Consider the following 24,892-nt stretch of genomic DNA (forward strand, 5'->3'; position numbering starts at 1 on the left):
GTCAGCGCAGCGGCACTCGCGGCGGCAGGGGTTGGTACGGCGGGTAGGGCGGCGTGTCGCGCCGGTTCTCCTCGCGGGTCGGGTCGGCCAGGCTGGCGAGCCGGACGGCCAGCAGCAGTCCCGGCACGGTGGCCAGCAGGGCCAGCGGGACCGCGACCCAGGCCTGTTCCGGGGTCCCGTTGAGCCAGCCGACCATCGGCAGCCCGGCCAGGACCATGGTGAGCAGGAAGCTGCCCACGGTCCACAGCACCCAACGACCTGGTGCGGGGCCGAGCCACGGTACGAGCAGCAGCACCGCCACCGCCACCGCGCCCAATGGCACGACGACCAGCACGGTGACCACGCCGGTGCCGTCGACCTGGGACCAGGAAGCGTTCAACACGAGCCCGGCCAGCAGGAGCGTGAGGGCCCCGGCGATCCCCCAACCGCGACCGCCGCCACCACGTCGGATCGCCAGATGACCGGCGACCACGGTGACCGCGCAGCCGAGCAGCAACGCGAGCGCGAGCGCGAGCCACACGTCGATCGCGCGCTGGACCCGCCCGCCGTCGTACACGTCGGGCAGTTCGGGCGTGTCAGCCATGTACGACTGGAGGCTGAGAAAGCCCTCGCGCCGCCACCCGCCGTCCGACAGGCGGCGTACGAATCCGTCCCGGCCGTTGGCGACCAGCACCTCGTGGCCGCCCCCGGCGTGCGGGTAGACGACGAGTTCGCGAGATGAGAAGTGCCGGCGAAAGTCACCCGGGTCGTCGTACCGGCGGGCCAACTCGTCACGCCGGGCGTCCGCCACCTCCCAGGCAACCTGCCAGGTCATGCCGGCGTCGTCGCTCTGCTCCACCCGCAGGTGCCCGGCGGCCACCCGGTAGCAGCGTCGCGGGTCGTCCGGCGCACACGCCTGCTGGCGCGGGGAGTCCAGACCGTCCAGCCGGGCCTCCTCGTTGTCGGTGGACTCTCGCCAGGTGGTCGCGCCGTCCTCGCTGACCCGCCAACGGCCGTCGGCCGGCTTGTCCGGCATGTACGGATCCTGAAAGCCGGAGCCGATCGAGATCGCCGGGCGGCCGTCGAGCGTCGTGGTGCCGAGCGCGTACGGGTAGTGGACAGCGCTGGTGGCGGCCACCGCCAGCACCGCCGGCGGCAGCACGACCAGCAGCCGCACCAGCCGGGCCGCGCGCTGACGCACCGGTCGCCGCCGGGCCCGGGTCCAACTCCACCAGGCCAGACCGAGCGCCGGCAGGGTGAGCAGATCGGTCCAGTCGGCTCGTACCAGTGACGGCCCGGCCAGCGCGGTCCAGGCCGAGGAGGCCAGCTCAGCGGCGTACCCACTGGATTTCACCAGCGCGAACCCGACGCCCACCGCGATCAGGCCGACCAGCGCGGCCGCCCGGGCCGGCAGGCGCGGCGCGAGCAGCGTGAGCAGCACCGCCACCAGCGGCGGCGCGAGCACCAGACCCGCGACGTCACTCAGCTTGCCGGTGAGCAGGCCGGGAAACGCCGCCTTCAGCATGCGGTCGTTGACCACCAGCACCACCAGGGCCACCACGGTGGCCGGGTGGCAGAGCCACGACAGTGTCGTGGGAGCGCCGTCAGGTGATGTCTCGGGCCCCGTCATCCCCTCAGGATCGGCCCGGCGCGTCTCGGTCCGGACACGCGGCGGTGTGTGTCCGATACCGACGGTCAGCCGGCGTCGGAGGAGTGCCCGGGGAACAGGTGGGCGGCCGGGTCGATGGCCACCGCCGCGTTGTTGACCGCCGTCGCGGCCTCGCCGAAGCCGGTGGCGATGAGCCGCACCTTGCCCGGGTACTCGGTGATGTCGCCGGCCGCGAAGACCCGGGGCAGGTTCGTCGCCATGGCGCTGTCCACCAGGATGTGCCGGCGGTCCAGCTGGAGGCCCCATTCGGCGAGCGGGCCCAGGTCGGCGGTGAAGCCGAGAGCGGCGACGACAGTGTCCACCGGAAGGGTCTCGGCCGCGCCGCCGCGTACGGTCACCTCGGCGCCGGTCACCGTGGCATCGCCGATCAGGCGGGTGACCTCGGCGTTGACCACCACCCGCACCGGCAGCGACAACACCCGGGCGACAGTCGAGGCGTGCGCCCGGAACTTCTCCCGCCGGTGCACCAGCGTCACCGAGCGGGCCACCGGTTGCAGGGCCAGCGCCCAGTCGAAGGCCGAGTCGCCGCCGCCGACGATGAGCACGTCCCGGTCGGTCAGCTCGGCCGGGTCGGTGACGAAGTAGACGATGCCGGCGCCGGGAGCGCCGTCGGCGCAGGGCAGCGGCCGTGGACTGAAGCTGCCGAGCCCGCCGGTGACCACTACCGCGCCGCAGGCGAGCTGCTCTCCGCCGGCCAGGCCGAGCACCGGCCGGTCATCGGCGTACGACAGCTTCTCGGCCCTCGTGCCGAGCAGGTACTGCGGGCCGAACGGCGCCGCCTGGGCGACCAGGTTGGCGACCAGGTCGCGGCCCTTCACGGCGGGAAAGCCGGCCACGTCGAGGATCAACTTCTCCGGATACATGGCGGTGACCTGGCCGCCCGGCTCCGGAAGCGCGTCGATCACCGCCACGGACAACCCTCGGAACCCGGCGTAGTACGCGGCGAAGAGGCCGGCTGGACCGGCCCCGATCACGGCGACATCGACCTCGCGCATGGCGTACCGTCGCTTTCCGCTCACGGATCAACGCGTGCTGATCTCGACGGTAGGCGGGGCACAGCGGTCGGGCAAGCATGTCCCAGGGGCGTGCCGAGGAGCAGGTCAGGGCAGGCTGAGGGGGGAGCCCGAGTAGTCCGGGCCGTCCACGGCCGGGCGGCGACGGCGGAACAGGATCGCCGCCACCACGCCGCCGAGCAGCCCAAACAGGTGGCCCTGCCAGGAGATCCGCTCGTCGGTGGGGAGGATGCCGACCAGTTGCCAGCCGTAGAGCAGACCGACGAGCAGGAAGACGGCGAAGTTCCACCAACTGCGTTCGACGATGCCCCGGGTGAGCAGGATGCCCAGGTAACCGAAGATCACCCCGCTGGCGCCGACCACCACCGAGTTGGGCGAGCCGGTGAACCAGACCCCGAGCCCGCTGACCAGGATGATGATCAGGGTCGACCAGAGGAACCGGCGGGCGCCCGCGGCCAGCACGAAGGTGCCCAACAGGATCAGCGGGATGCTGTTGCTGTAGAGGTGGTCGAAGCCGTGGTGCAGGAACGGCGAGAAGAAGACGCCGTCCAGGCCGTCGATGCGGTGCGGGATGATGCCGGCCGTCGCGTCCAGGCCGAACGCGAGCCCCTGGTCGACGGCCTCGATGAGGAAGAGGAACGGGACCACCGCGCACATGGCGACGAAGGCCCGGCCGAGCGCGGCGTAGAACGCCTCGGTGCCGAACCGGTAGGGGTCGCCGCTTGGCGGCTGCAGGCTCACCCCCCAACTGCTATCAGCAAAAGGGGCCGACCGCCACTCGCGTCCCGCTCGCTTGCCTGTCGTACGCGCGACGGCGGGGCAGGTGGTCGCCCACCCGCCCCGCCGTTCGACGACGTCAGTAGTTGCCGTTGTTCTGGAAGTTGCTCCAGGCGCCACAGGGCGTCTTGTACCGGCCCTTGATGTAGCCCAGCCCCCACTTGATCTGGGTGGCCGGGTTCGTCCGCCAGTCGTCGGCGATCGAGCCCATCTTGCTGCCCGGCAACGACTGCGGGATGCCGTACGCGCCGGAGGAGGAGTTGCTGGCCTTGTGGTTCCAGCCGCTCTCCTTGGTCCAGAGCTTCTCCAGGCAGGGGAACTCGGCGATGCCGAAGCCCGCTTCGAGCATCAGCGCGCAGCCGATCTTGCGGTTGCCGCTGTACTCGGCGCAGGACGCCGGAATCGGCCCCTCGTACGGCTTGGTGACCTCCTTGGCGGCGGCCTCGCGCTCACGCTTGCGCGACGCCGCGGCGGCCTCGGCGCGGCGGGCCCGCTCGGCGGCCTCCTTGGCGGCCTCCGCCGCCCGCAGCTTGGCCTGGTACTCGGCGGCCCGCTGCCGGGCGAACGCGATCTGGTGGCTGGCCTGGCGCTCGCGCTGGTAGGCGAAGTCGATCCGATCGACCTCGACGCTCTCCTGCGCGGTCAGACCCTGTTGCTGGGTTTCCCGGTCTTGGCCCAGATAGAAGCCACCGGCCACGCCCACGGAGAGCAGCGCGACAGCGGCCGTACGGGCGCCCAACCGGCTCCACAGCCGACTCACGAAGTGGTCCCTTCGTTGGGGGCAAGGACACGACGCGGCGCCAGGCCAGGTGGGCCCTCAGCCGTGCCGTGAGCGCCCCGACCGGTGAGCCGGTCGCGCCGACGCACCGACCGTCACCGATGCCGTCCAGAGCCTGGACGAACGATCACCAACGATGCCTGTGGTGCGTGGGCGCTCGTGGGACACGATCGCGCACAGTGAGGCTGATGGGAAACCAACCGGCCTGTTTGTGATCTGCACCACACCGAAAATCTGGACGAAAGCCTACAAAACCCCCATCACAGTGGGATGTCCTCCAAGAGGTCGGTCACCATCGCGGCGATCGGCGACCGCTCCGACCGGCTGAGCGTGACATGGGCGAAGAGGGGATGGCCCTTCAACGCCTCGATCACCGCGGTCACGCCGTCATGTCGGCCGACCCGCAGATTGTCCCGCTGGGCGACGTCGTGGGTGAGCACCACCCGGGAGCCCTGCCCGATCCGGGAGAGCACGGTCAGCAGCACGCCACGCTCCAGCGACTGGGCCTCGTCCACGATCACGAAGGCGTCGTGCAGGCTGCGCCCCCGGATGTGGGTCAGCGGCAGCACCTCCAGGATGCCCCGCGAGGTGACCTCCTCCAGCACGTTCTCGTGCACCACCGCGCCGAGCGTGTCGAAGACCGCCTGGGCCCACGGCGACATCTTCTCCGACTCCGACCCGGGCAGGTAGCCCAGCTCCTGGCCGCCGACGGCGTACAGCGGGCGGAAGACGATCACCTTCTTGTGCCGGCGGCGCTCCATCACCGCCTCCAGCCCGGCGCAGAGCGCCAACGCCGACTTGCCGGTGCCGGCCCGCCCACCCAGCGAGACGATCCCGATCGTCTCGTCGAGCAGCAGGTCGAGGGCGACGCGCTGCTCGGCCGAGCGGCCGTGCAGGCCGAACGCCTCCCGGTCGCCCCGGACCAACCGGACGGACTTGTCCGGCAGCACCCGGCCCAACGCGGAGCCGCGCGTCGAGTGCAGCACCAGGCCGGTGTGGCAGGGCAGACCCGCCGCCTCGTCGACGTCGAGCGTGTCGCCGGCGTACAGCGCGGAGATCTGCTCCTCGCCCAACTCCAGCTCGGACATGCCGGTCCAGGTCGGGTCGCTGGCCTGGCCGTGGCGGTACTCGTCGGCGCGCAGACCCACCGAGGCAGCCTTGACCCGCAGCGGCATGTCCTTGCTGACCAGGGTGACGTCCCGGCCCTCGGCGGCGAGGTTGAGCGCCACGGAGAGGATCCGGGCGTCGTTGCTCTCGGTGCGGAACCCGGGGGGCAGCACGCCGTCGTCGGTGTGGTTCAACTCCACCCGCAACGTGCCACCGGCGTCGTTGGCGGGCACCGGCGTGTCCAGCCGGCCGTGCTGGATCCGCAGCTCGTCGAGCATGCGCAGCGACTGCCGGGCGAACCAGCCCAGCTCCGGGTGGTGCCGCTTGCCCTCCAGCTCGGTGATGACCACCAGCGGCAGCACCACCTCGTGCTCGGCGAAGCGGTGGAACGCCGCCGGGTCGGACAACAGCACGGACGTGTCCAGAACGAAAGCCTGGCCCGCTGGTCGCGGCTCCTTGGGGTCAGCCGGCGCGGTTGCCGCGCTACGGCGGCTCCGGGGGGCGCGGCGGGTCGTGGCAGTCGCGGCCGGGATCTGGTCGGCACCGGCGGTGGTACGGCGAGTCGTCACAGGCCTGCTCCGACGGATGGGCACCCGGCCACCCGTGTTCCGCCTCGTCCGGTGCCCGGGGACACGGGGTCGGATGCGGAACCCCGTGCGCGAGGTCGCAGATCCGGGCGGACCGGCTGGCTCGGGAGAACCCCGTGCCATGCCTAGACGCTAGCGGCGGCGGACCGTCCCGGCTAGTGCCGTGATCGTGGATCTCCGGAGACAGCCCTGTGAACACCGCGCCGCCAGGTCGACAGCGGGGCGCGGCGAGCCGGCCGGGATGCATGCCCCCTGCGCGCATCCCGGCCGGCCGGGGCCACCGTCACCGGTCTGACGTGGCCCCGACGGTGCGTGTCCGCCGCGGACGACGCACCGCGCTTTTCGGCACCGGTCGGCGGGACCGCCCGGGGCGGCCCGCCGGCCGGCTCAGCCGGTCCGTCGAACGAGCGTGCCGGTCGGGTGCCGCCCCGTGATGGGGGCGGCCGGCGCCGTGAACGACGAGCCGGTGTACGTGGTGCCGGGGCGGGCCACCGTGCCGGCGGAGCGGACGGCCCCCGCCGAGGAGACCGACAGGGCGGAGGCGATCGCCGCCTGGGCGTCGCGTCGGCGCCGGTTCCAGGCGCCCCGGTCACCGTCGAAGTAGCCCTGTCGATAGCCGAAGCGGTAGCCGATGCGGTAGCTGAGCTGCCCGTGCAGCCGACCAGCCGCGTAGCTGGTGGCACCGAGCACCAGGACGAGGAAGACCACGAGGAACGGGCTCATCGGGCGGCCCCGGCCCGGCCCGGACGCCGCGTCATCGTTCCTCCGGCTCGGCCGCTGTGGGGTCGGCGGTGGGATCCGCGACCAGCAGCCGGTCCAGGTCGTCGGTGCTGACCTCCTCGACCAGTTCGACGCTGATCCGGCAGCCGTCCAGCACGACCTCGGCGACGGAGGAGCGGCGGATCTCCCCGCCGGCGTCGTAGACACGGACGCTCAACTCGGGGCAGCCGAGGTGGGTACGCCAGGCGTTCCACTCGGTGCGGTCGCCCACGCTCAGCGACAGGTATCGGCAGCCTCGGGCGAGATAGAGGCGCCACGGGGCACTCAGCCCCGCGGCCACTCCCTCGGCGATCAGCCCGAAGGCCTGGGCTCGGGTGGCGAGCTCGGTCACCACACCCCCTCGGCACCGGGGGCGTGACGCATGTGAGCACCAGTCGTCTCATGCACGTGACACACCGTAGATTGTCCCATGAGCGTGACAGTATCAGCTTTTCGTCCTCTTACATTCGCCACTACGGGCATCTATTCTGCCCGGGTGACACCCCTCCAGAGCGGCGCTGGATCGTTTACCACGAATCCGAGAGAGCCGTCACGTCAGCGTGACAGCAGCGTGCCTGGGCGTACGCCCGAACCAGGCTGGTCGTACCGTCACGGGGTGACCGAGACGGCCAATGCGCGAAAGATCGCCTTCGCCACCTTCGTCCGGCGTGCCCTCGACGAGGCGCGGGCGACGCGGGCCTGGAGCGGCACCGAGGTGTCCCGACGTACCGGCGTCTCCCGGCAGACCATCAACCGGTGGGTCCGTGGAGACTGGGCCAGCGACCCCGAGGCCGAACGCGTCGTCGCCTTCTGCGAGGGCCTGGGCCTGAACCCCGCCGCCGCCTTCGCCGCGCTCGGCTGGGACCGCACCGCGACCGGCCCGCGCGCCGGCCAGCCGGCCCCACCGATGGACCCGGACGTGGAGGCTCTGCTGCGCCGCCTCGTCGACCCGAACGTGTCGGACGCGGAGAAGTTCCACATCCGCGAAACCATCAGATATCTCGCATACCGCCCAACGTTGCCGGTCGATGTCCGAAATAGAGGCAATCAGGCAGGCTAGTTCCTCAGATGGCGAAAGAACGCCTGGTCAGGTTCATTCGTTTCGCTCCGGGGTCGGAACGGGCACGCTAGCGTCCGTACTCGTACTGCTTGGGCTCGTCATCGGCGGGGGGACGGGACAAGGCCGAACCCAGCCCTGCGGGACATAAGGAGGGGTCTGTCCATGACCCTGAAGTGGTGGGCAGTCGTGGTCGCCACGGTGTCGATGACACTGTGGGCGACCGGCAACGTGGTGACCCTCGCGGTCAACGGTGGGCAGCTGCCGCTGCCCGTCAACCTTCTCGCCCTCATCAGCGCCGGCACGGCGGTCATCCTGGCCGTCGTCGCGGAGCTGCACGAGCGGCTCAACGACCGGATCAGCGCACTCACCGAGTTCCTGGTGGCACGACTCAACGAGATCGAGACCCGCACCGGGGACCGCAACACCGGCTTCGTGGAGGGCTACCTGCTCAGCCACGGGCAGGACGCTGCGGTGGTGCCATTCGGACGCCGCGGACGGGGAGCCGCCGAACGCTGATCGCGCGCCGCCGAGCGGTGGTGCTCGGCCAGGAATGAGCCCTCAACGCCGGGGTACGCTGACGCGCGTGCCACCGTTGAATCTGGGCAACCACCAGCCGAGGACCCCGTTGGACGCCGATCAGGCATGGCAGTTCACTGCCGGCCGGGCGGCGGGGACCGTGCTCTTCTTCGACTTCGACGGCACACTCGCGCCCGTCGACGACGACCCGACGGCGGTCCGCCCCGCACCCAACGCCCTCGCCGCGATCGAGGCGCTGGCCCCGATGGTGCAGCGGATCGCGATCGTCTCCGCCCGGCCCGTGGAGTTCCTCCGGGACCGCCTCGGCGAGCTGAGCGGCGTCGACCTCTACGGTCTCTACGGGCTGGAGCACAGCCACTCCGGTGGCGAGACCGTCACCGAGCCCACCGCCCTGCCGTGGGTGCCGACCATGGCCGAGCTGGCCGACCTGGCCCGGGCGGAACTGCCACCCGGCACGCTCGTCGAGTTCAAGCGGCTCTCGGTCGCGCTGCACTGGCGTACCGCGCCGCAGCTCGGCGCGACCGTGCAGCAGTGGGGTCAGGCGCAGGCCGACCGGCTGGGGCTCCGGGTGCAGGCCGGGCGGATGGTGCTGGAGCTCAAGCCGCCCGTCGACCGGGACAAGGGCATGGTGATCGGCGAGGTGGTCCAGGGCGCCACCGGCGCCTGGTACTTCGGCGACGACGTCTCGGACATCAAGGCGTTCGCGGCGCTACGCGCCCGCGCCGAGGCGGACCCGGACTTCTTCGGCGTCTGCGTGGCCGTCGCCAACCCGGAGACCGGTCAGGAGGTGGCCAACGCCGCCGACCTGACCATCGAGTCCCCGGCCGCACTGGGTGACTTCCTCACCCGGGCCCTGACCCGGCTGCCCTGACCGGGCTCGCCTCCGCCCGCAGCAGGGCTCAGGCGCCGTACCGGCGCTGGCGGGTGGCGTACGAGCGCAGCGCGCGCAGGAAGTCGATGTGCCGGAAATCCGGCCAGTTGAGCTCGCAGAAGTAGAACTCCGAGTGCGCGGACTGCCAGAGCATGAACCCGGACAGCCGCTGCTCCCCGCTGGTGCGGATGACCAGGTCGGGATCGGGCTGGCCGCGGGTGTAGAGGTGCTCGGCGATGTGCTCGACGTCCAGCACCTCGGCCAGCTCCTCGATCGTGCCGCCCGAGGCGGCGTGCTCCAGCAGCAGCGAACGGACCGCGTCGGTGATCTCCCGTCGGCCGCCGTAGCCGACGGCGATGTTGACCTCCGCGCCGCCGCTGCGGTCCCGGGTGCGCTCCTCCGCGCCCTTGAGCGCCGCCGCCGTCTGGGCGGGCAGCAGATCAAGCGCGCCGACGATACGCAGCCGCCAGGGGTTGCCCTCCTCGGCCAGCTCCACCACCAGGTCCTCGATGATCTGCAGCAGCGGGTCCAGCTCGCTTGCGGGACGGCGCAGATTGTCGGTGGCCAGCAGATAGAGGGTCACGTGCCCGATGCCGGCCTGGTCGCACCAGCCGAGGACATGCTTGATCTTCGCCGCGCCGACCCGGTGCCCGTCGTTGGGGTCGACGAAGCCCATCTCCCTCGCCCACCGGCGGTTGCCGTCGCACATCACCCCGACGTGTCGGGGCACCGGCTTGCCCGCGAGCTTCGCCGTGAGCCGGCGCTCGTACACGGAGTAGATAAGGTTCCGCAGCGTCATCACCTAGCAGCGTAGCGACCCGCCAGCGGGATCACCCCTTCGGAGGCCGATCCCCGCCGGACAGTTCGACGCCGATCATGCCCAGCGTACGGGCGGTGAGCCGCCCGTCGCCCAGCCCCAGCTCGACCACATCGTCGAACACACGGTCGTCCCGGCGGGCCGCCCGGACCGCCGCGTCGACCACCCGCCGCCGTCGTGCCAACCACGCGGCGACCGAGCTGTGCCGCAGGTGGGTGCCGAGGCGACGACGCAGACCGAGGGCGTAGCGCCGCGCCGCCGCCTCGGGCGCACGGGCCGCCGCGGCGCCGGCCAGCGCACCGGAGAGCAGCGCGTAGAAGATGCCCTCCCCGGTGAACGGGTTGATCAGCGACAGGGCGTCACCGGCCAGCAGGGTGCGGTCCCGACCCGGTGCCGGCCGGTGCGTGGACAGCGGCAGGTGGTGGGCGCGCAGCGCGGTCACCGTCGACAGGTCCGTGCCGGGCAGCAGCGCGGCCAGCCGGTCCAGCAGGTACGCCCGGCTCAGAGGCTCACCGCGCAGCACCTCCCCGTACCCGACGTTCGCCCGCCCGTCGCCGATCGGAAACGACCAGGCGTACGCCGGCCAGCGTGCCTTCGACGTGACGATGAGCTGCTCGGGTGGGCCGGGCAGCGCCGGGGCGTACCCCCGGATGGCCAGCGCCAGGTGCCGGTCGGGGTTCACCGGGTGGCCGAGGGCCCGGCGCACCACCGACCCGGCGCCGTCCGCACCCACCACCACCCGGCCGGACAGCTCCCCGTCGAGCACCACCCGGTCGGAGCGCGGCTGGACCCGCCGGACGTTGTGGCGGCGCAACTGTGCCCCGGCGGCCACCGCGGCCGCCACCAGCCGCGCGTCGAAGACCTCCCGAGGCACCGTGTACGCGGGCCGGGGCAGCGCCCGAGCGACCGCCTGGCCGCCCGGCGAGACCATCCGCAGCGCGGGCAGCGCGGCGTAGCCGGCCACCGCCTCGGTCACGCCCAGCTCGGCGAGCACGTCCACCGAGTGCGCGGCGATCCCGTCGCCGCAGGCCTTGTCCCGAGGGAAGTCCGCCCGGTCCAACAGCAACACACTGGCGCCCGCCCTGCGCGCCGTCAGCGCCGCAGCCGCCCCGGCCGGCCCCGCCCCCACCACCACCACGTCGAACTCGTCGCTCACCGTGCGCCTCCCTCCGACCGGGGCGAAGCGGCTCGTACCCGTCCCGCCCGGCGATCACCTGGGCCATCGACACCGGCCACGGTGACCGACATCACCCGCCATCCTGCCCCCTGGCGGCCCGCCCGCGCCGCTGCCGCACGGCGCCGCACGGCCGCCGCACGGTCGGGCCACCCCGAAGCCGAACGACCCCGCAGCCGAACACCCCCCAAGCCCCCTCGACCCCACAAACCCTGGACCGGCGGCCACCTCGCGCGGCCATCAACCGCCGGCCCGCAACCGGCGGCCCGCAACCGGCGACGACGAGGCAGCGGCCCTAAAGCGGAGGCTCGGACCTGCGGAGGCGCGGCGCGGACCCGCGGGCGCGCGGACCCGTCGGCGCGCGGACCCGTCGGCGCGCGGACCCGTCCGCGCGGATGCGCGGATGCGCGGATGCGCGGATGCGCGGATGCGCGGATGCGCGGATGCGCGGACCCGTGCAGGCGCGGACCCATTGACCTGCGAAGCCGTGGACCGTGGATCCGCGGACCCGGAGCGGCACCGTGGCCGCCTGCTGCGTTCCCTGTCGAGCTGCCCCGCTGGTGGGGCGGAGTGTCTCCGATGGCTCGACGTCAGGCATTGATCGACTCGGGATCGCCGATATCGGGGTGTCCAGGGCGCCCGGTCACCCCGATATCGGCGATCTCGAGTTGATCATGGCCGGGAGCCGCGGCCGCGGCCCACCCAGGCGCCAGTTCCCCCCACTGCCGGAGCGCCCTGCAGGGGCAGCGGAGCGCCGGCCCACATCCGGTGCAGCTCGACAGCACCCGCCAACACCGCCAGCCGCAGGGCCGGGCCAGCCCCACACCCGGTGCAGCTCGACTGCACCTACCGACCCCGCAAACCCCGCCAGCCACGCCGAGCCCCACACCCAGGGCCAACCGACAACACCCGCCGACACCGCCAGCCACAGGCCAGCCCCACACCAGGCCAACCCGTCAACACCCGCCAACCCCACCCACCCCAGAACCAGCCCACACCCAGGGCCAACCCTCACAACATCCACCGAGCCCGTCAGTTCGCGCAGCGCGCGAACGGGGGCAACCCGGCGGGGCTTTCTAGACCGGGGCGGCGGCGTCTGGGGCGCGGGAGGCCCGGCGCAGGCCGTACAGGGCCAGCGCGGCGGCGGCGAGCAGCGGGGCGCCGTCGCGGATCAGGCCGTCCACGCCCAGCAGCCACCAGCACAGTGGCAGGTCCACGGCCAGCACGGCCAGCGTGACGACGACCAGCAGGCCCCGCGCCCAGTCCTTGCCACGCATCAGGAACGCGGTGCAGAACAGCACCGCGTAGCTGGCCGCGATGCCGGCGCCGAACCAGAACAGCACGGCCGGTACGGCGGACAGACGATCGTCCAGGATCGCGCCTCCGGCCACCAGCGCCGGCACCAGCATCAGCGGGCTGTAGGTGAACGCCGCGACCCGGCTGGTCAGCAGCCAACCGCTGGCCTGCGGCCGACGCGGCGGGATTTCGCGCCAGGAGATGCCGGCCCGGTCGATGACCAGCCGGGGCCGGTGTCGGACGAGATGCCCAGCGAGCGCCGACGAGCGGTAGAGCATCCACACCACAGCCACACAGAGCGCGGTGAGCAGGGCGAAGCCGAGCAGCCCGGGCAGCGGCGGCACGCCCTGCCGGGGCACGATCAGCCGGCCGACGGCGAAGATCGTGGTGACCGCGAGGATCAGCCCGAACGGACGGGCCACCGTGCGGCCCCGGCGGACGTGCCCGATCAGCAGCAGGAAACCGAACGAGCGCAGCATCGCCCAACCGGTGCGCACGGCCAGGCCGAAGCCCTGCTCCGGGGCGTACCACCAGTTGAGCAGCTCGACCACGACGGTCGCCGCCGCCGTCGTCGCGAGCAGGAAGGTGAGCACCCGGACGGCGGACGGCCGCCGGACCTCGGTCTCGGCGGCCGTCCTCATGGGATCCGTTGTTGCCCGCGGCGGGCGATGTTCACACCTAGCGCTGCGGTTGTACGGCGTCCAGGCGGGCGCGCAGCGCGTCCAACTCGGCCCAGAGCACGCCGGGCAGCTTGTCACCGAACTTCTCGAACCACTCGGTGATCAGGGGCAGCTCGTTGCGCCACTCGTCCGGGTCGACCTTCAGCGCGATCCGGACGTCCTCCGGGGTCATGTCCAGGCCCTCGACGTCGAGCGCGTCGGCGGTCGGCACCATGCCCACGGGGGTCTCGACCGCGTCGGCGGTGCCCTCGATCCGCTCGACGACCCACTTGAGCACCCGGGAGTTCTCCCCGAAGCCCGGCCACAGGAACGAGCCGTCCGCGTCCTTGCGGAACCAGTTCACGTAGTAGATCTTCGGCAGCTTGGCCTCGTCGCCGTCGGCGCCCTTGCCCATCTCGATCCAGTGCCGGAAGTAGTCACCGGCGTGGTAGCCGATGAACGGCAGCATCGCCATCGGGTCCCGACGGACCACGCCAACCGCTCCGGACGCGGCGGCGGTGGTCTCCGAGGAGAGGGTCGCGCCCATGTAGACGCCGTGCACCCAGTCGCGGGCCTCGGTCACCAGTGGGATGGTGTCCCGGCGGCGGCCACCGAAGAGGATCGCGTCGATCGGCACGCCGTTCGGGTCGAAGTACTCGTCGGCGAGGATCGGGCACTGGGTGATCGGGGTGCAGAACCGGCTGTTCGCGTGCGAGGAGAGGCTGTCGCTCTCCGGCGTCCAGTCGTTGCCCTTCCAGTCGATCAGGTGCGCCGGGGGCTCACCCATGCCCTCCCACCAGACGTCACCGTCGTCGGTGAGGCCGACGTTGGTGAAGACGGAGTTGCCCCGGTCCAGCGTCCGCATGGCGTTGGCGTTGGTCTTCCAGTCGGTGCCGGGCGCGACGCCGAAGAGGCCGTACTCCGGGTTGACCGCGTAGAGCCGGCCGTCCGGGCCGAACCGCATCCAGGCGATGTCGTCGCCGATCGTCTCGACCTTCCACCCCGGAATGGTCGGCTCCACCATGGCCAGGTTGGTCTTGCCGCACGCGGACGGGAAGGCGCCTGCGATGTGGTGGACCTTGCCCTCCGGCGAGGTGATCTTGAGGATGAGCATGTGCTCGGCGAGCCAGCCCTCGTCCCGGCCCATCACGCTGGCGATCCGCAGCGAGTAGCACTTCTTGCCGAGCAGCGAGTTGCCGCCGTACCCGGAGCCGTACGACCAGATCTCCCGGGTCTCCGGGAAGTGCGAGATGTACTTGGTCTCGTTGCACGGCCACGCGACGTCCTGCTGACCGGGGGCGAGCGGGGCGCCGATCGAGTGCAACGCGTGCACGAAGTCCGCGTCGTCCCCCATCGCGTCGAGGACCTTCGCGCCCATCCGGGTCATGATGCGCATGGACGCGACCACGTACGGGCTGTCGGTGATCTCGACGCCGAACATCGGGCTCTCGGCCTCGACCGGTCCCATCACGAACGGGATGACGTACATGGTGCGACCGCGCATCGAGCCGCGGTACAACTCGGTCATCGTCCGCTTCATCTCGGCCGGCGCCATCCAGTTGTTGGTGGGGCCGGCGTCCGCCTCGTCGACAGAGCAGATGTAGGTGCGCTCCTCGACCCGGGCGACGTCCGTCGGGTCGGTGCGCGCGTAGAACGAGTTCGGCTTCTTCTCGGGGTTCAGGCGGATGAGGGTGCCGGCCTCGACCAACTCATCGGTGAGGCGACGCCACTCCTCGTCCGACCCGTCCACCCACACGACCCGGTCGGGGGTGGTCAGTTCTGCGACCTCACGGACCCAGGCAAGCAGTTTCGGATGGGACGTCGGGGCCTGATCGATACCCCGCACTACAGCCGGAGCAACCATGACACATCTCCTTGTGGTCGACGCTGACCGATCTATGGGATGCACGAGTCTCAGCGACGCCATGCGCCGCCTTCGTGGAAACCTGGGATTGGCCTCAGCGTAAACCGGGCAGCCTTCCTAGTCAGTGGGACTGGTTGTGAAGAACTGCACAAGGTACGGCGACGCTGCGGCATCACGATCTGATACCCGCTTTCCTGCGCAGTTTCACGCAAATCTTGTCGTGCACCCCGGTCGACGCGCTTTGCGGTCGGGCCGCCAACCCGCCCGGCCGACCGGTGCGGGGATTCCCGTTCCGGGGCGCGTCAGTCCTCCCCCTTGGTCACGCTGCGTCCACCTGGTACGTACCGGGTGAAAGGGCCGGCACGAGCGACGATGTCCGGTCGCCGTTGCTACCCCGCCGACTGGCCGACAGCCGGTAGGCTCGCCCCGTGGCCGCCACGATGACCGGGGAACAACCGGGTCCCCGGCAGACCCGACCGGGTCTGGTCCGCGGACTGCTCGACCGTTTCGGTCACCTCGTGCGCGAGCTGAGCAAGTTCGCCACCGTGGGCGGGATCGCCTTCCTCATCGACTTCGCGCTCTTCAACTACCTGACCACCGCGCGCGGCATGGAGCAGGTGACGGCGAAGACGATCTCGACAGTGATCGCGGCGACCTTCGCCTTCCTCGGCAACCGGTTCTGGACCTGGCGGCACCGCCAGCGCAGCAACCCTGCGCGGGAGTACGCGCTGTTCTTCTTCTTCAACGCCGTCGGCCTCGGCATCGCGGTGGCCTGCCTCGCGATCAGCCGGTACGGGCTCGGCAGCATCTGGCCGGCCGTGTTCCAGACACAGCTCGCCGACAACATCGCCAGCTTCATCGTCGGCACGGGCCTCGGGACGCTGTTCCGATTCTGGTCCTACCGGCGGTTCGTCTTCGTCGAAGCGGGAACTCCGATCGTTCCGCAGGTGGAGCACGACCGAGACCACGGTGCGTGACCTGCCGCCCACCTCGTCCGGCCGGTGATCGCCGGCTTCACCGACTGCCCTAAGGTGTTTCGCATGCGTCTTGTCCGTCTGCTGCCTGAGCGTTGGCAGAAGTTCATCAACGAGGCGCTCAAGTTCGGCATCGTCGGCGGCATCAACACCGTCATCAATTACGCGGTGTTCAATGTCCTTGCACTTACCGTTTTCGTCAACGGTCAGTTGAAGGCGACCGTAATCGCGACCGTCGTCGCGACGATCACGTCGTATCTGATGAATCGCCACTGGACGTACCGGGATCGCCCGAAATCGGCGCTTCGTCGGGAGTACGTCCTGTTCTTCCTGTTCAACGGGGCCGGCCTGCTCATCGAACTGGGCGCCGTTGCCGCGGCCAAGTACGGGCTCGGCGTGCACGGCCTGCTGGGGCTGAACGTGGCCAAGACCGCCGGTGTGCTGCTGGCCACGCTGTTCCGCTTCTGGTCGTACCGGACCTTCGTCTTCCAGCCCGTCTCGCCGACCGAGGACGAGACCAAGGCCGAGCCCACCTGGCACGACATCCCGCGCGACGAGTGGGACACCATGGCCGAGATGGACCCGGTCGCCGAGCTGGCCGAATCCGTCTCCGAGTTGGAAGAGGCGCAGTCCAGTGACCGCCCCGACCCGACACCCGGCCCGACCGGCGCCGCTCCCGCCCAGCAACGGCCCACACCGTTGACCGCCGGCCTCCCCGCCGATCTGGACGCGGAACTCGCCGCGGAGCTGCACGCCGGCACCCGTCGCGCGCCCCGCCGGTGACGCCTCCCGCCATCCGCTCCGGCACCGGGGCGCCCGCCGCGCTGTTCTTCGAGGATCTCGTCCCGGGGCTCACCGTGGACCTCGGGACCGTGACCGTGGACGGCGACGAGATGCTGGCCTTCGCCCGCCGCTTCGACCCGCAGTGGTACCACGTCGACCCGCAGCTCGCCGAGGCCAGTCGGCACGGCGGAGTGATCGCCAGCGGCTTCTACACGGTCAGCCTGTTCATGCGGGCGTACGTCGATCACCTGCTGTCCCGCGCGGCGGCGGACGCCTCCCCCGGTCTGGAGGAGTTGCGGTGGCTCGCCCCGGTACGCGCCGGGGACCGTCTCGCCGTCCGGGTCGACGTGATGGGCGCCCGCCCGTCGGCCGCCCGTCCCGGGCTCGGCACCGTCATCCTCACCGGCACCATGCTCCGCCTCGGCCCGGACAACCGGCCCGAGCAGGAGGTGCTGCGGACCCGCTTCCGTGGCTGGTTCGCGCTACGCCCGGTCGAGACGGACCCCGAGGCCACACCCGCCGAGAGCGGCCCGCAGAAAAGCGGACCAGCCGAGTCCGGACCGGCGGAAACCGGGCCAGCCGAGGCCGGATCCCCAGCCGAGGCCGGATCCCCAGCCGAGGCCGGATCCCCAGCTGAGGCCGGATCCGCGGATGGCGGGCCAGCCGGGGCCGGACCGGCGGAGGCCGGGCCGTCCGAGGCTGGGCGGCCGTCGGCGGCCGCGGGGCCCGTGGCCGAACAGCACGCCTGACCGTCCCGCCCCGACGCTCGGGCCGGGACGGTCAGCGCTGAACGGGATCAGCTCGTGGTGTCGCGCAGCGGCTTGCCCTCGCGCATGTCGGCGAGGATGTCGCGCATCTCCCCGTCGCCCAGCGAGTGCTTGTCGTGCTGCGCCTCGACCAGCTCGTAGAGGGTGGTCTGCACCCGGCTGACACCCGGCACGTCGGCGAGCACCGACTGGCCGCGCTCGCCCGCCGACTCGATGGTGAGGGTGCCGCAGCCGAGCAGCCGCTCGAAGAAGTGCTGGTTCATCGAGTGGTCGTTGATCCGGGTGAGCGGAAGGTCCCGCCGGTCCCGGGAGAAGACGCCCTGCTGCAACAGCACGCGCTCGTTGGTGAACAGGTAGTGGGTGGTACGCCAGACCAGGAACGGCCACAGACCGAGCCAGAGAACCGCGACCAGGGCGATCACCCCGATCACGGCCAGCGCGATCGAACCACCGCTGCTCTCGGGCAGCAGGAGCACGCCGACCACCACCGCGGCGATGGCCAGCACCAGCACCACGATCGGCCGGATCAGCGCCTTCCAGTGCGGGTGCAGGTGCAGCACGACGTGCTCGTCCTTCGTGAGCACGTCTTCGGGAAACGCCACGACAACCTCCAACGCCATTTACTCGACGCGCAGACGGTAAACCCCCCAAGCCCCACCACAACATCCGCCACGCGGCCCCACCCCACCTTCCGCGATCTTGCACTTTCGGTCGCCGTTACGCGGCCTCTGCCTGTTTCGCCCCGACAGAAACTGCAAGATCGCGGGGCGGGGGCGGGGGCCCCGGGGGGGGCCGGGCTAGCGGAGGTGGAGGACGTCTCCGGCGGATACGACGCGGGTTCCGGTGGGGGTGGTCAGTTGGAGCTGGCCGTCGTTGTCGATGCCGGTGGCGGTGCCGGTCAGGTCGTCGCCGCTGGGAAGCAGGACGCGCACCTCGCGGCCGATCGTCGCGCAGGCCGCCACGTAGGCGTCGCGCAGGCCACTGGCCACGGCGTCCCCGTCGGCGGAACGCCAGCGGTCGTACCAGTCGGCCAGAGCCCGCAGCAGAGCCCGCAGCAGCGGATCCCGGTCGGTGGCCGCCGCACCGGCCAGTTGCAGCGAGGTGGCCGGCAACCCGGTCGGGTTCACCGGCAACTCGTCGGCGCGCAGGGTCACGTTGAGGCCGACGCCGAGGACGATGGCCGGCGGTTGGGCCGAGGAGCGCCCCGGCACCGCCTCGGCCAGCACCCCGGCGCACTTGGCGTCGCCGATGAGCAGGTCGTTGGGCCACTTGAGGGTGGCCTCCAACTCGGCCAACCGGGCCACCGCCTCGACCAACGCGACGCCGGCGAGCAGCGGCAGCCACCCGTACGCCGTGGACGGCACCGCGACCCAGCCGCGGTCCGGCACGGCCTCGCCGGGCCGCAGCAGCACGCTGGTGGCGATTCCGGCGCGCGGCGGCGACTGCCAGACCCGGCCGCGCCGACCACGGCCGGCGGTCTGCCGTTCCGCGACCACCACCAGGCCCTCCGGCTCGCCCGCCGCGGCGGCCTCGGCCACGTCCGCGTTGGTGGAGCCGGTCTCGGCGTGCAACTCCAGGCGGGCCCACGGCCCGTTCGGCGCAACCAGCGCGCGCCGCAGCCGGGCCGCCGACAGCGGCGGTCGGTCCAGATCGGTGTACGGGGAACCCGGCATCCCGTCAGCCTACGGCGGTGACCGCGGGAGGTACTGAGGCGTACTGCACAGCAGCACCGACCTGAACCATCGTTATATTCCCTGGGTGACTACCGAGACCGGGACCAACATCCACAGCACCGCGGGCAAGCTGGCGGACCTGGAGCGCCGGGTCGACGAGGCGGTGCACGCCGGGTCGGCGCGTGCGGTCGAGAAGCAGCACGCGCGGGGCAAGAAGACCGCCCGCGAGCGGATCGAGATGCTGCTCGACGAGGGCTCCTTCGTCGAGCTGGACGAGCTGGCCCGGCACCGGTCCACGGCCTTCGGTCTGGAGCGCAACCGCCCGTACGGCGATGGCGTGGTGACCGGCTACGGCACGGTGGACGGCCGGCAGGTGTGCGTCTTCGCCCAGGACTTCACGGTCTTCGGCGGCTCACTCGGCGAGGTCTTCGGCGAGAAGATCGTCAAGGTGATGGACCTGGCCATGAAGATCGGCTGCCCGGTCGTGGGCATCAACGACTCCGGCGGCGCCCGCATCCAGGAGGGCGTGGTGTCGCTCGGCCTGTACGGGGAGATCTTCTTCCGCAACGTCCGCGCGTCCGGGGTCATCCCGCAGATCTCGCTGGTGATGGGGCCCTGCGCCGGCGGCGCGGTCTACTCCCCGGCCGTCACCGACTTCACCGTGATGGTCGACCAGACCTCGCACATGTTCATCACCGGCCCCGACGTGATCAAGACGGTGACCGGCGAGGACGTCGGCATGGAGGAGTTGGGCGGGGCCCGCACGCACAACACCCGCAGCGGCAACGCGCACTACCTCGCCACCGACGAGGACGACGCGGTCGACTACGTCAAGGCCCTGCTGTCGTACCTGCCGTCGAACAACCTCGACGAGCCGGTCGTCTTCGAGGCCCCCGCCGACCTGACGATCACCGACGAGGACCGCGAGCTGGACACGCTCGTCCCGGACTCGGCGAACCAGCCGTACGACATCCACACCGTCATCGAGCACGTCCTGGACGACGGGGAGTTCCTGGAGGTCCAGCCGCTCTACGCTCAGAACATCGTGGTCGGCTACGGCCGGGTGGAGGGCCGCCCGGTCGGCGTGGTCGCCAACCAGCCGATGCACTTCGCCGGCACCCTGGACATCGCCGCCTCGGAGAAGGCCGCCCGGTTCGTGCGCACCTGCGACGCGTTCAACATCCCGGTGCTGACCTTCGTGGACGTGCCCGGCTTCCTGCCCGGCACCGGCCAGGAGTGGGACGGCATCATCCGCCGGGGCGCCAAGCTCATCTACGCGTACGCCGAGGCGACAGTCCCGAAGGTCACCGTGATCACCCGTAAGGCGTACGGCGGCGCGTACGACGTGATGGGTTCCAAGCACCTCGGCGCGGACCTGAACTTCGCCTGGCCGACCGCGCAGATCGCCGTGATGGGCGCGCAGGGCGCGGTGAACATCCTCTACCGCTCGGAGCTGGCCGGCGCCGAGGACCCGGCGGCGGTGCGGGCCGAGAAGATCGCCGAGTACGAGGACACCCTGGCCAACCCGTACGTGGCCGCCGAGCGCGGGTACGTCGACTCGGTGATCCCGCCGCACGAGACCCGCACCCAGATCGTCCGGGCGCTGCGCGTCCTGCGCACGAAGCGCGAGACCCTGCCGCCGAAGAAGCACGGCAACATCCCGCTGTGATCCGCGCGGCCCTGCTCGCGTGATCCGCGCGGGCCCTGCTCGCGTGATCCGCGCAACTTCGGGGAAAGTGCTGCTTCCCGGCCTCGGGAGGCAACAACATCCCTGATGTTGCGCGGATCAAGAAGGGTCAGCAGGCCGGGTTGGCAGCGGGGCACAGTCGCCGGGCGGCCGTGCGGCCCAGCGCCTCGAGATCCGCGTCGCCCAGGCCCAGGTCCGGACTGGGCTCCAGGACAGTGACCAGGTCGCCGACCCGGACCACGACTGTCATCCCGACCGGGCTGGAGCGCTCGAGGGTCCTTCCGGAGGCCGGGCCACGGGGGGCGAACGGCACGTGCCGCACCAGAATCGACTCGTCACCGGCGAAGTTGCTCGCCGCCGTCTCCCAGGCGTGCTTGCTCTCGTTCGGCGTCGTCTCGCCCGCCGCCTCGACGGATTCGGCGAAACGCCACTCGGGGCAGGCGTCGAGCAGCGCCCTCAGGTGAGTGAAGAGTCGCGCGCTCACCAGCGGATCGAGCCGGTAGACGTCCTGGCTGAGTTCGACGCGTACCGCTGCAATGCCGTCCTTGCTCCGCGACAGCAGCGTCTGCGACCGCGAGTAACGGGAGTACGCGGGGATCGCCGACACGCCCCGGTCGTCGCCGCACCTCTGCAACGTCGGATCCAACCTGACGACCTCACCGAGGCCGGCGTCGCCGAGCTGCACGGCGTTCTTCACCGGCACCTCGGTGACGGCCAGCAGGGAGTCAAGGGGGATGTCCGCCCGGACGGGGCTCTGCGGCAGCGCAGGCATGGTGGCAGCGGGCGGAGCCTCCGGCCGGGCCGTCAGGGCGTACGCCGGGCCGGTCACCGCCGCGAGCACCGCGACCGCCGCAAACGCGACGGTGCGACGCCGACGCCTGCGGGCCGTCGCCCGGATCTCCTGCGGCTCCGGCCACCTGACGTCACGCAGGTCCCGGTGGATCCGTTCGACGAATGCCGCGTCGTCACGCATCGGTGGCCTCCTCCAGATCAGAGACGGCGAGCAGACCGGCGAGCGCGGTACGCCCCCGGGAGAGGCGGGCCTTGACCGTGCCCACCGGGGCGGCGGTCTCCCGAGCCACCTCGGCGACCGGCATACCCATCAGGTAGTACAGGGCGATGGCGGTGCGCTGCTCCTCGGGCAGTCGACGCAGCGCGGCGACCACCTCGACCGTGTCGGTGCCCGGCCCGGGAACGGTTTCGGTGGCGCCGTGACGCAGATACGCGCGGGCGCGACTGCGCAGGCTGCGCCAGCGGCTGACCGCAATGCGGCTGGCCACCACCCGCACCCACGCCTCCGGGTCGTCGTACCCGCTGATCGTCGACCAGCGCTGCCACGCCCGGATGTACGCCTCCTGCACCGCGTCCTGGGCCTCGACCCGGTCGCCGGTGAGGGCGTAGACGAAACCGAGCAGCCGTTGTCGGCTCCCCCGGTAGAACTCGTCGAACCCGTCGACGTCCGGCACCCGCTACCTCCCCGTGTCGGTCGCAGGGAACACGCGCCGGACACGGCCGTCGGTTGCCCCGGTCAGGCGATCATCTTCTCCAGCTCGGCGAGCGGGAACGCGCCGGCCGCGATCCGCTCCCGGGTGGCCCGCCGTACCGCCCGCTGCACTGCCACGTTGGCCGGCGTCGGCACGCCGTGCAGCCGGCCGAGCAGCGCGACCTCTCCGTTGAGGTGGTCGACCTCGGTCGAGCCGGCGCCCCGGGCGAGGCTCTGCCAGGTGGACCCACCGGTGCGGCCCGCGCCGTCGACCGGGCGCTGCTGCACCAGGTCGCCGCGTTCGGCCTTCTCCTCGTCCGGGGAGGTGTGCGGGATGCGCGCGGCGGCGAGCGCGGCGACGCCCTCGGCGCGTACCCGCTCGGCCAACGCGTCGGGGATGTCCTGCCCGAGCAACGCCTGGAGGCCGTTGCCGAGGTTGTTGAGCAGCTTGCCGTACTTCCAGCGCAGCACGTCCGTTCGCACCGGCGCGACGAAGCCGGCGGCGGTCAGGTCGGCGGCGATCGCCCGGTCGGTGTCGTCGGCGCCGACCGGGTACCGGCCGATGTGGAGCATCCCGGGGTGCGGGTGCCCGTTGGCCACCACCACGCCCGGGTCGAGGTGGGTGGCGGGCAGCCAGACGCAGACCGGGTGCACGTCGGCGAAGAGCCGCAGGGCGGCCCGCTCGTTGGCCACCCCGTTCTGCGCGGTGACCAGCGGCAGCCGCTCGCCGGCCGTGCCACCACCGGCGACCGGCGCGTCCACCCACGTCGCCAGCGCGGCCTCGGTATCCTGCGACTTGACGGTGAGCACCAGCACCGTGTCGGCCGGCAGCGGCCGGTCGTCCGGGCCGTCGACGGCGGCGAGCCGGGCGGTCACGTCACCGTCGGGCTGGCGCAGCGTCAGGCCGCGCTCCCGGATCGCGTCCAGGTGCCCGCCGCGCGCCACGACTGTCACGTCCCGGTCGGCCTGCGCCAGTCGTACGCCGATGGTCCCGCCGACCGCGCCCGCCCCGATGATCACGTATCGCATGGCCTCATTCTGCCCGCCGCCCCGCGGCACCCCGGCCGGGGATTAGAGGGTTAGGCCGGCGTCGGTGAGGATGGGGCCAGCTAGCAGCAGGGCGCCGGCGACCAGGGCGGCCAGGTTGACCAGGGCGAAGACCGTGACCCAGAAGAACGCCGGGAACGGGGTGAGTCCGGCGAGTTGGTCGGCGTCGGAGGCGGGCATCCGGCCGCGCGAGCGCAGCCGTTGCAGCTCCACCACCGGCCGCACCCCGCCCAGCAGCAGGAACCACACCCCGGTGTACGCGAAAGCGGCCTGCACCTGCGGCGTCGCGTACCAGGAGACGGCGAACACCAGCGCCCCGGTGACCAGCAGCGACACCACACCGAACGCGTTTCGGATCATGACGAGCATGGCGAGCAGCAGCACCACCGCGACCCAGAGCAGCAGGGTGATCCGGTTACCCCCAAGCAGCCACGCGCCGGCCAACCCGATCAGCGGCGGGGCGACGTACCCGGCGAGCAGGGTCAGGATCATGCCCGGTCCGGTGGGCCGACCGGCGGAGAGCGTCAGCCCGGACGTGTCCGAGTGCAGCCGGATGCCACGCAGCTTACGACCGGTGAGCAGAGCGACGAGCGCGTGCCCGCCCTCGTGGGCGATGGTGATGGCGTTGCGGGCGATCCGCCAGGGCAGCCGGGTGGACACCACCACCAGCGCGACGGCCGCGGTGATCAACACCAGCAACGGGGGCGGGTCCGGCTGCGCGCCGAACAGCGTGTCCCACATCTCGCCCAGTCCGTCGATCGACATCATGGGGCGCGAGCCTACCGGCGGCGTTCCGTGTCGCTGCCGAGGCACCGGCTCGTATCCTGTGAGACTGATCGGGTGGCGAGTGAAGCGGGAGGTGAGGGCCGATGAGCGCGGAACCCCTGGGACACCACGTCGGGCTCTGGACCGAGGCCGACTATTTCGCCCTGGGTGAGACCCCGGACCGCATCGAGCTGCTCGACGGGAGCCTGATCGTGAGCCCTGCCCCGAGCCGATGGCACCAGCGGGTGTCACGCCGACTGGCGAACAGCATCGAGGCAGCAGCTGATCCTGGCGGTCTGTTGGTCTATGAGGCGATCAACGTCCGGCTCGGCGTCGACCGGGTCGTCATTCCGGATCTCGCCGTGACCGACATCGACGACGACGGCGCCTTTCTGGACGCCGAGCGGGTGACCCTCGTCGGCGAGATCGTCTCGCCGGGCAACGCTGCTGCTGACCGCCTGGTCAAGATGCAGCTCTACGCGATCGCGCGAATCCCCTGGTACCTGCTGGTCGAGCAGGACGGCAATGGTCACTCGCTGCGGCTCTACCGGCTCGACGGCGAGCACTACGTCGAGGATCAGGTCGCCAAGGCCGGTGAAACGTTGAGCATCGTCGAGCCGTTCCGTTGGCAGCTCGACCCGGCCACCCTGCGCTGATCGCTTCCGCACGGCAATCCCCGGGAGCCACCGACAGTCGTCGATGAAAGTTTTCTCTACAGCTATTGCGATCAAGGGCACTTACCTCCAAAGATGGGCGTCAATAGACC

At 71.5% G+C, this 24,892-nt stretch carries 24 protein-coding genes and 1 pseudogene; 8 read left to right on the plus strand and 17 right to left on the minus strand.

The genetic code is table 11. The annotated features are described in order from the left end of the window. Nucleotide 1: 1 nt before the first annotated feature. From AB0B39_RS02580 to AB0B39_RS02610, 7 genes are all read right to left on the minus strand, one after another. The gene (locus AB0B39_RS02580; protein ID WP_357573310.1) at nucleotides 2–1,609 is read right to left on the minus strand and encodes a hypothetical protein; all 1,608 of its coding nucleotides are present in this window, start codon (nucleotides 1,607–1,609) and stop codon (nucleotides 2–4) included. 65 nt (nucleotides 1,610–1,674) lie between these two features. Further along, nucleotides 1,675–2,643: an NAD(P)/FAD-dependent oxidoreductase gene (locus tag AB0B39_RS02585; protein WP_357573765.1), complete on the minus strand. Its 969-nt coding sequence runs from the start codon at nucleotides 2,641–2,643 to the stop codon at nucleotides 1,675–1,677. Between the two features lie 105 nt (nucleotides 2,644–2,748). Continuing rightward, complete coding sequence (locus AB0B39_RS02590; protein ID WP_234589133.1) at nucleotides 2,749–3,402, minus strand: rhomboid family intramembrane serine protease; 654 nt, start codon at nucleotides 3,400–3,402, stop codon at nucleotides 2,749–2,751. A gap of 115 nt (nucleotides 3,403–3,517) precedes the next feature. Beyond that, nucleotides 3,518–4,198 (minus strand): lytic transglycosylase domain-containing protein, encoded by a 681-nt coding sequence (locus tag AB0B39_RS02595; RefSeq protein WP_357493630.1) that lies wholly within the window; start codon nucleotides 4,196–4,198, stop codon nucleotides 3,518–3,520. Nucleotides 4,199–4,476: 278 nt separating this feature from the next. After that, nucleotides 4,477–5,892, minus strand: a complete 1,416-nt coding sequence (locus AB0B39_RS02600; protein WP_234589129.1) for a PhoH family protein — start codon at nucleotides 5,890–5,892, stop codon at nucleotides 4,477–4,479. 405 nt (nucleotides 5,893–6,297) lie between these two features. Continuing rightward, on the minus strand, nucleotides 6,298–6,633 hold the full coding sequence (locus AB0B39_RS02605; RefSeq protein WP_007455629.1) for a hypothetical protein: 336 nt from the start codon (nucleotides 6,631–6,633) through the stop codon (nucleotides 6,298–6,300). A gap of 31 nt (nucleotides 6,634–6,664) precedes the next feature. Then, nucleotides 6,665–7,021: a hypothetical protein gene (locus AB0B39_RS02610; RefSeq protein ID WP_234589126.1), complete on the minus strand. Its 357-nt coding sequence runs from the start codon at nucleotides 7,019–7,021 to the stop codon at nucleotides 6,665–6,667. Nucleotides 7,022–7,285: 264 nt separating this feature from the next. Between AB0B39_RS02610 and AB0B39_RS02615 the strand changes: the two genes are divergently transcribed. The 3 genes from AB0B39_RS02615 (at nucleotide 7,286) to otsB (ending at nucleotide 9,137) form a co-directional block, all read left to right on the plus strand. Then, complete coding sequence (locus tag AB0B39_RS02615) at nucleotides 7,286–7,729, plus strand: XRE family transcriptional regulator (RefSeq protein WP_204943358.1); 444 nt, start codon at nucleotides 7,286–7,288, stop codon at nucleotides 7,727–7,729. A 162-nt stretch (nucleotides 7,730–7,891) separates the two neighbouring features. Further along, nucleotides 7,892–8,245, plus strand: coding sequence for a hypothetical protein (locus AB0B39_RS02620; RefSeq protein WP_234589124.1), 354 nt, complete (start codon nucleotides 7,892–7,894; stop codon nucleotides 8,243–8,245). A gap of 67 nt (nucleotides 8,246–8,312) precedes the next feature. Then, nucleotides 8,313–9,137 (plus strand): trehalose-phosphatase, encoded by an 825-nt coding sequence (gene otsB, locus AB0B39_RS02625; protein ID WP_234589122.1) that lies wholly within the window; start codon nucleotides 8,313–8,315, stop codon nucleotides 9,135–9,137. Nucleotides 9,138–9,165: 28 nt separating this feature from the next. Here otsB and AB0B39_RS02630 read toward each other — a convergent pair whose 3' ends face one another. From AB0B39_RS02630 to AB0B39_RS02645, 4 genes are all read right to left on the minus strand, one after another. Further along, entirely contained in the window at nucleotides 9,166–9,936 is a 771-nt protein-coding gene (locus tag AB0B39_RS02630) for an isoprenyl transferase (protein ID WP_234589120.1), read from the minus strand. 31 nt (nucleotides 9,937–9,967) lie between these two features. Further along, complete coding sequence (locus AB0B39_RS02635) at nucleotides 9,968–11,110, minus strand: geranylgeranyl reductase family protein (RefSeq protein WP_357573311.1); 1,143 nt, start codon at nucleotides 11,108–11,110, stop codon at nucleotides 9,968–9,970. A 1,094-nt stretch (nucleotides 11,111–12,204) separates the two neighbouring features. After that, complete coding sequence (locus AB0B39_RS02640; protein WP_357573312.1) at nucleotides 12,205–13,065, minus strand: hypothetical protein; 861 nt, start codon at nucleotides 13,063–13,065, stop codon at nucleotides 12,205–12,207. A 37-nt stretch (nucleotides 13,066–13,102) separates the two neighbouring features. Continuing rightward, entirely contained in the window at nucleotides 13,103–14,947 is a 1,845-nt protein-coding gene (locus AB0B39_RS02645; protein WP_234589116.1) for a phosphoenolpyruvate carboxykinase (GTP), read from the minus strand. Between the two features lie 136 nt (nucleotides 14,948–15,083). Between AB0B39_RS02645 and AB0B39_RS02650 the strand changes: the two are divergent. From AB0B39_RS02650 to AB0B39_RS02660, 3 genes and pseudogenes are all read left to right on the plus strand, one after another. Next, nucleotides 15,084–15,924 (plus strand): annotated as a pseudogene (locus AB0B39_RS02650) (GtrA family protein). A 63-nt stretch (nucleotides 15,925–15,987) separates the two neighbouring features. Further along, the gene (locus AB0B39_RS02655) at nucleotides 15,988–16,704 is read left to right on the plus strand and encodes a GtrA family protein (protein WP_357494269.1); all 717 of its coding nucleotides are present in this window, start codon (nucleotides 15,988–15,990) and stop codon (nucleotides 16,702–16,704) included. Beyond that, on the plus strand, nucleotides 16,701–17,453 hold the full coding sequence (locus AB0B39_RS02660; RefSeq protein ID WP_357573313.1) for a MaoC/PaaZ C-terminal domain-containing protein: 753 nt from the start codon (nucleotides 16,701–16,703) through the stop codon (nucleotides 17,451–17,453). The genes AB0B39_RS02655 and AB0B39_RS02660 overlap by 4 nt, the downstream gene beginning before the upstream one ends. A 47-nt stretch (nucleotides 17,454–17,500) precedes the next feature. Here the strand turns inward: AB0B39_RS02660 and AB0B39_RS02665 are convergent, their stop codons facing one another. Both AB0B39_RS02665 and AB0B39_RS02670 read right to left on the minus strand, forming a co-directional pair. Next, the gene (locus AB0B39_RS02665; RefSeq protein WP_234589114.1) at nucleotides 17,501–18,073 is read right to left on the minus strand and encodes a PH domain-containing protein; all 573 of its coding nucleotides are present in this window, start codon (nucleotides 18,071–18,073) and stop codon (nucleotides 17,501–17,503) included. A gap of 195 nt (nucleotides 18,074–18,268) precedes the next feature. Continuing rightward, nucleotides 18,269–19,144 carry a biotin--[acetyl-CoA-carboxylase] ligase gene (locus AB0B39_RS02670; protein WP_357573314.1) on the minus strand — a complete coding sequence of 292 codons (876 nt, stop codon included), beginning with the start codon at nucleotides 19,142–19,144 and terminating at the stop codon, nucleotides 18,269–18,271. An 85-nt stretch (nucleotides 19,145–19,229) separates the two neighbouring features. On the opposite strand from AB0B39_RS02670, the gene AB0B39_RS02675 reads away from it, so the two are divergent. Further along, nucleotides 19,230–20,813 (plus strand): acyl-CoA carboxylase subunit beta, encoded by a 1,584-nt coding sequence (locus AB0B39_RS02675; protein ID WP_234589112.1) that lies wholly within the window; start codon nucleotides 19,230–19,232, stop codon nucleotides 20,811–20,813. A gap of 127 nt (nucleotides 20,814–20,940) precedes the next feature. Here AB0B39_RS02675 and AB0B39_RS02680 read toward each other — a convergent pair whose 3' ends face one another. The 4 genes from AB0B39_RS02680 to AB0B39_RS02695 all read right to left on the minus strand — a co-directional run bounded on the left by AB0B39_RS02680 (nucleotide 20,941) and on the right by AB0B39_RS02695 (nucleotide 24,129). Next, complete coding sequence (locus tag AB0B39_RS02680) at nucleotides 20,941–21,804, minus strand: hypothetical protein (protein ID WP_357573315.1); 864 nt, start codon at nucleotides 21,802–21,804, stop codon at nucleotides 20,941–20,943. After that, nucleotides 21,797–22,297 carry a SigE family RNA polymerase sigma factor gene (locus AB0B39_RS02685; protein ID WP_266248870.1) on the minus strand — a complete coding sequence of 167 codons (501 nt, stop codon included), beginning with the start codon at nucleotides 22,295–22,297 and terminating at the stop codon, nucleotides 21,797–21,799. Before AB0B39_RS02685 ends, AB0B39_RS02680 begins: the two co-directional genes overlap by 8 nt. A 62-nt stretch (nucleotides 22,298–22,359) precedes the next feature. Beyond that, entirely contained in the window at nucleotides 22,360–23,343 is a 984-nt protein-coding gene (locus AB0B39_RS02690) for a 2-dehydropantoate 2-reductase N-terminal domain-containing protein (RefSeq protein WP_357573316.1), read from the minus strand. Nucleotides 23,344–23,385: 42 nt separating this feature from the next. Beyond that, nucleotides 23,386–24,129, minus strand: coding sequence for a M50 family metallopeptidase (locus AB0B39_RS02695; RefSeq protein WP_357573317.1), 744 nt, complete (start codon nucleotides 24,127–24,129; stop codon nucleotides 23,386–23,388). A gap of 101 nt (nucleotides 24,130–24,230) precedes the next feature. Here AB0B39_RS02695 and AB0B39_RS02700 point away from each other — a divergent pair, with 101 nt between their 5' ends. After that, nucleotides 24,231–24,782 carry a Uma2 family endonuclease gene (locus AB0B39_RS02700; RefSeq protein ID WP_357573318.1) on the plus strand — a complete coding sequence of 184 codons (552 nt, stop codon included), beginning with the start codon at nucleotides 24,231–24,233 and terminating at the stop codon, nucleotides 24,780–24,782. Nucleotides 24,783–24,892 lie beyond the last annotated feature (110 nt).

Origin of the sequence: Micromonospora sp. NPDC049114, assembly GCF_040648635.1 — a bacterium.
GTDB lineage: Bacteria > Actinomycetota > Actinomycetes > Mycobacteriales > Micromonosporaceae > Micromonospora.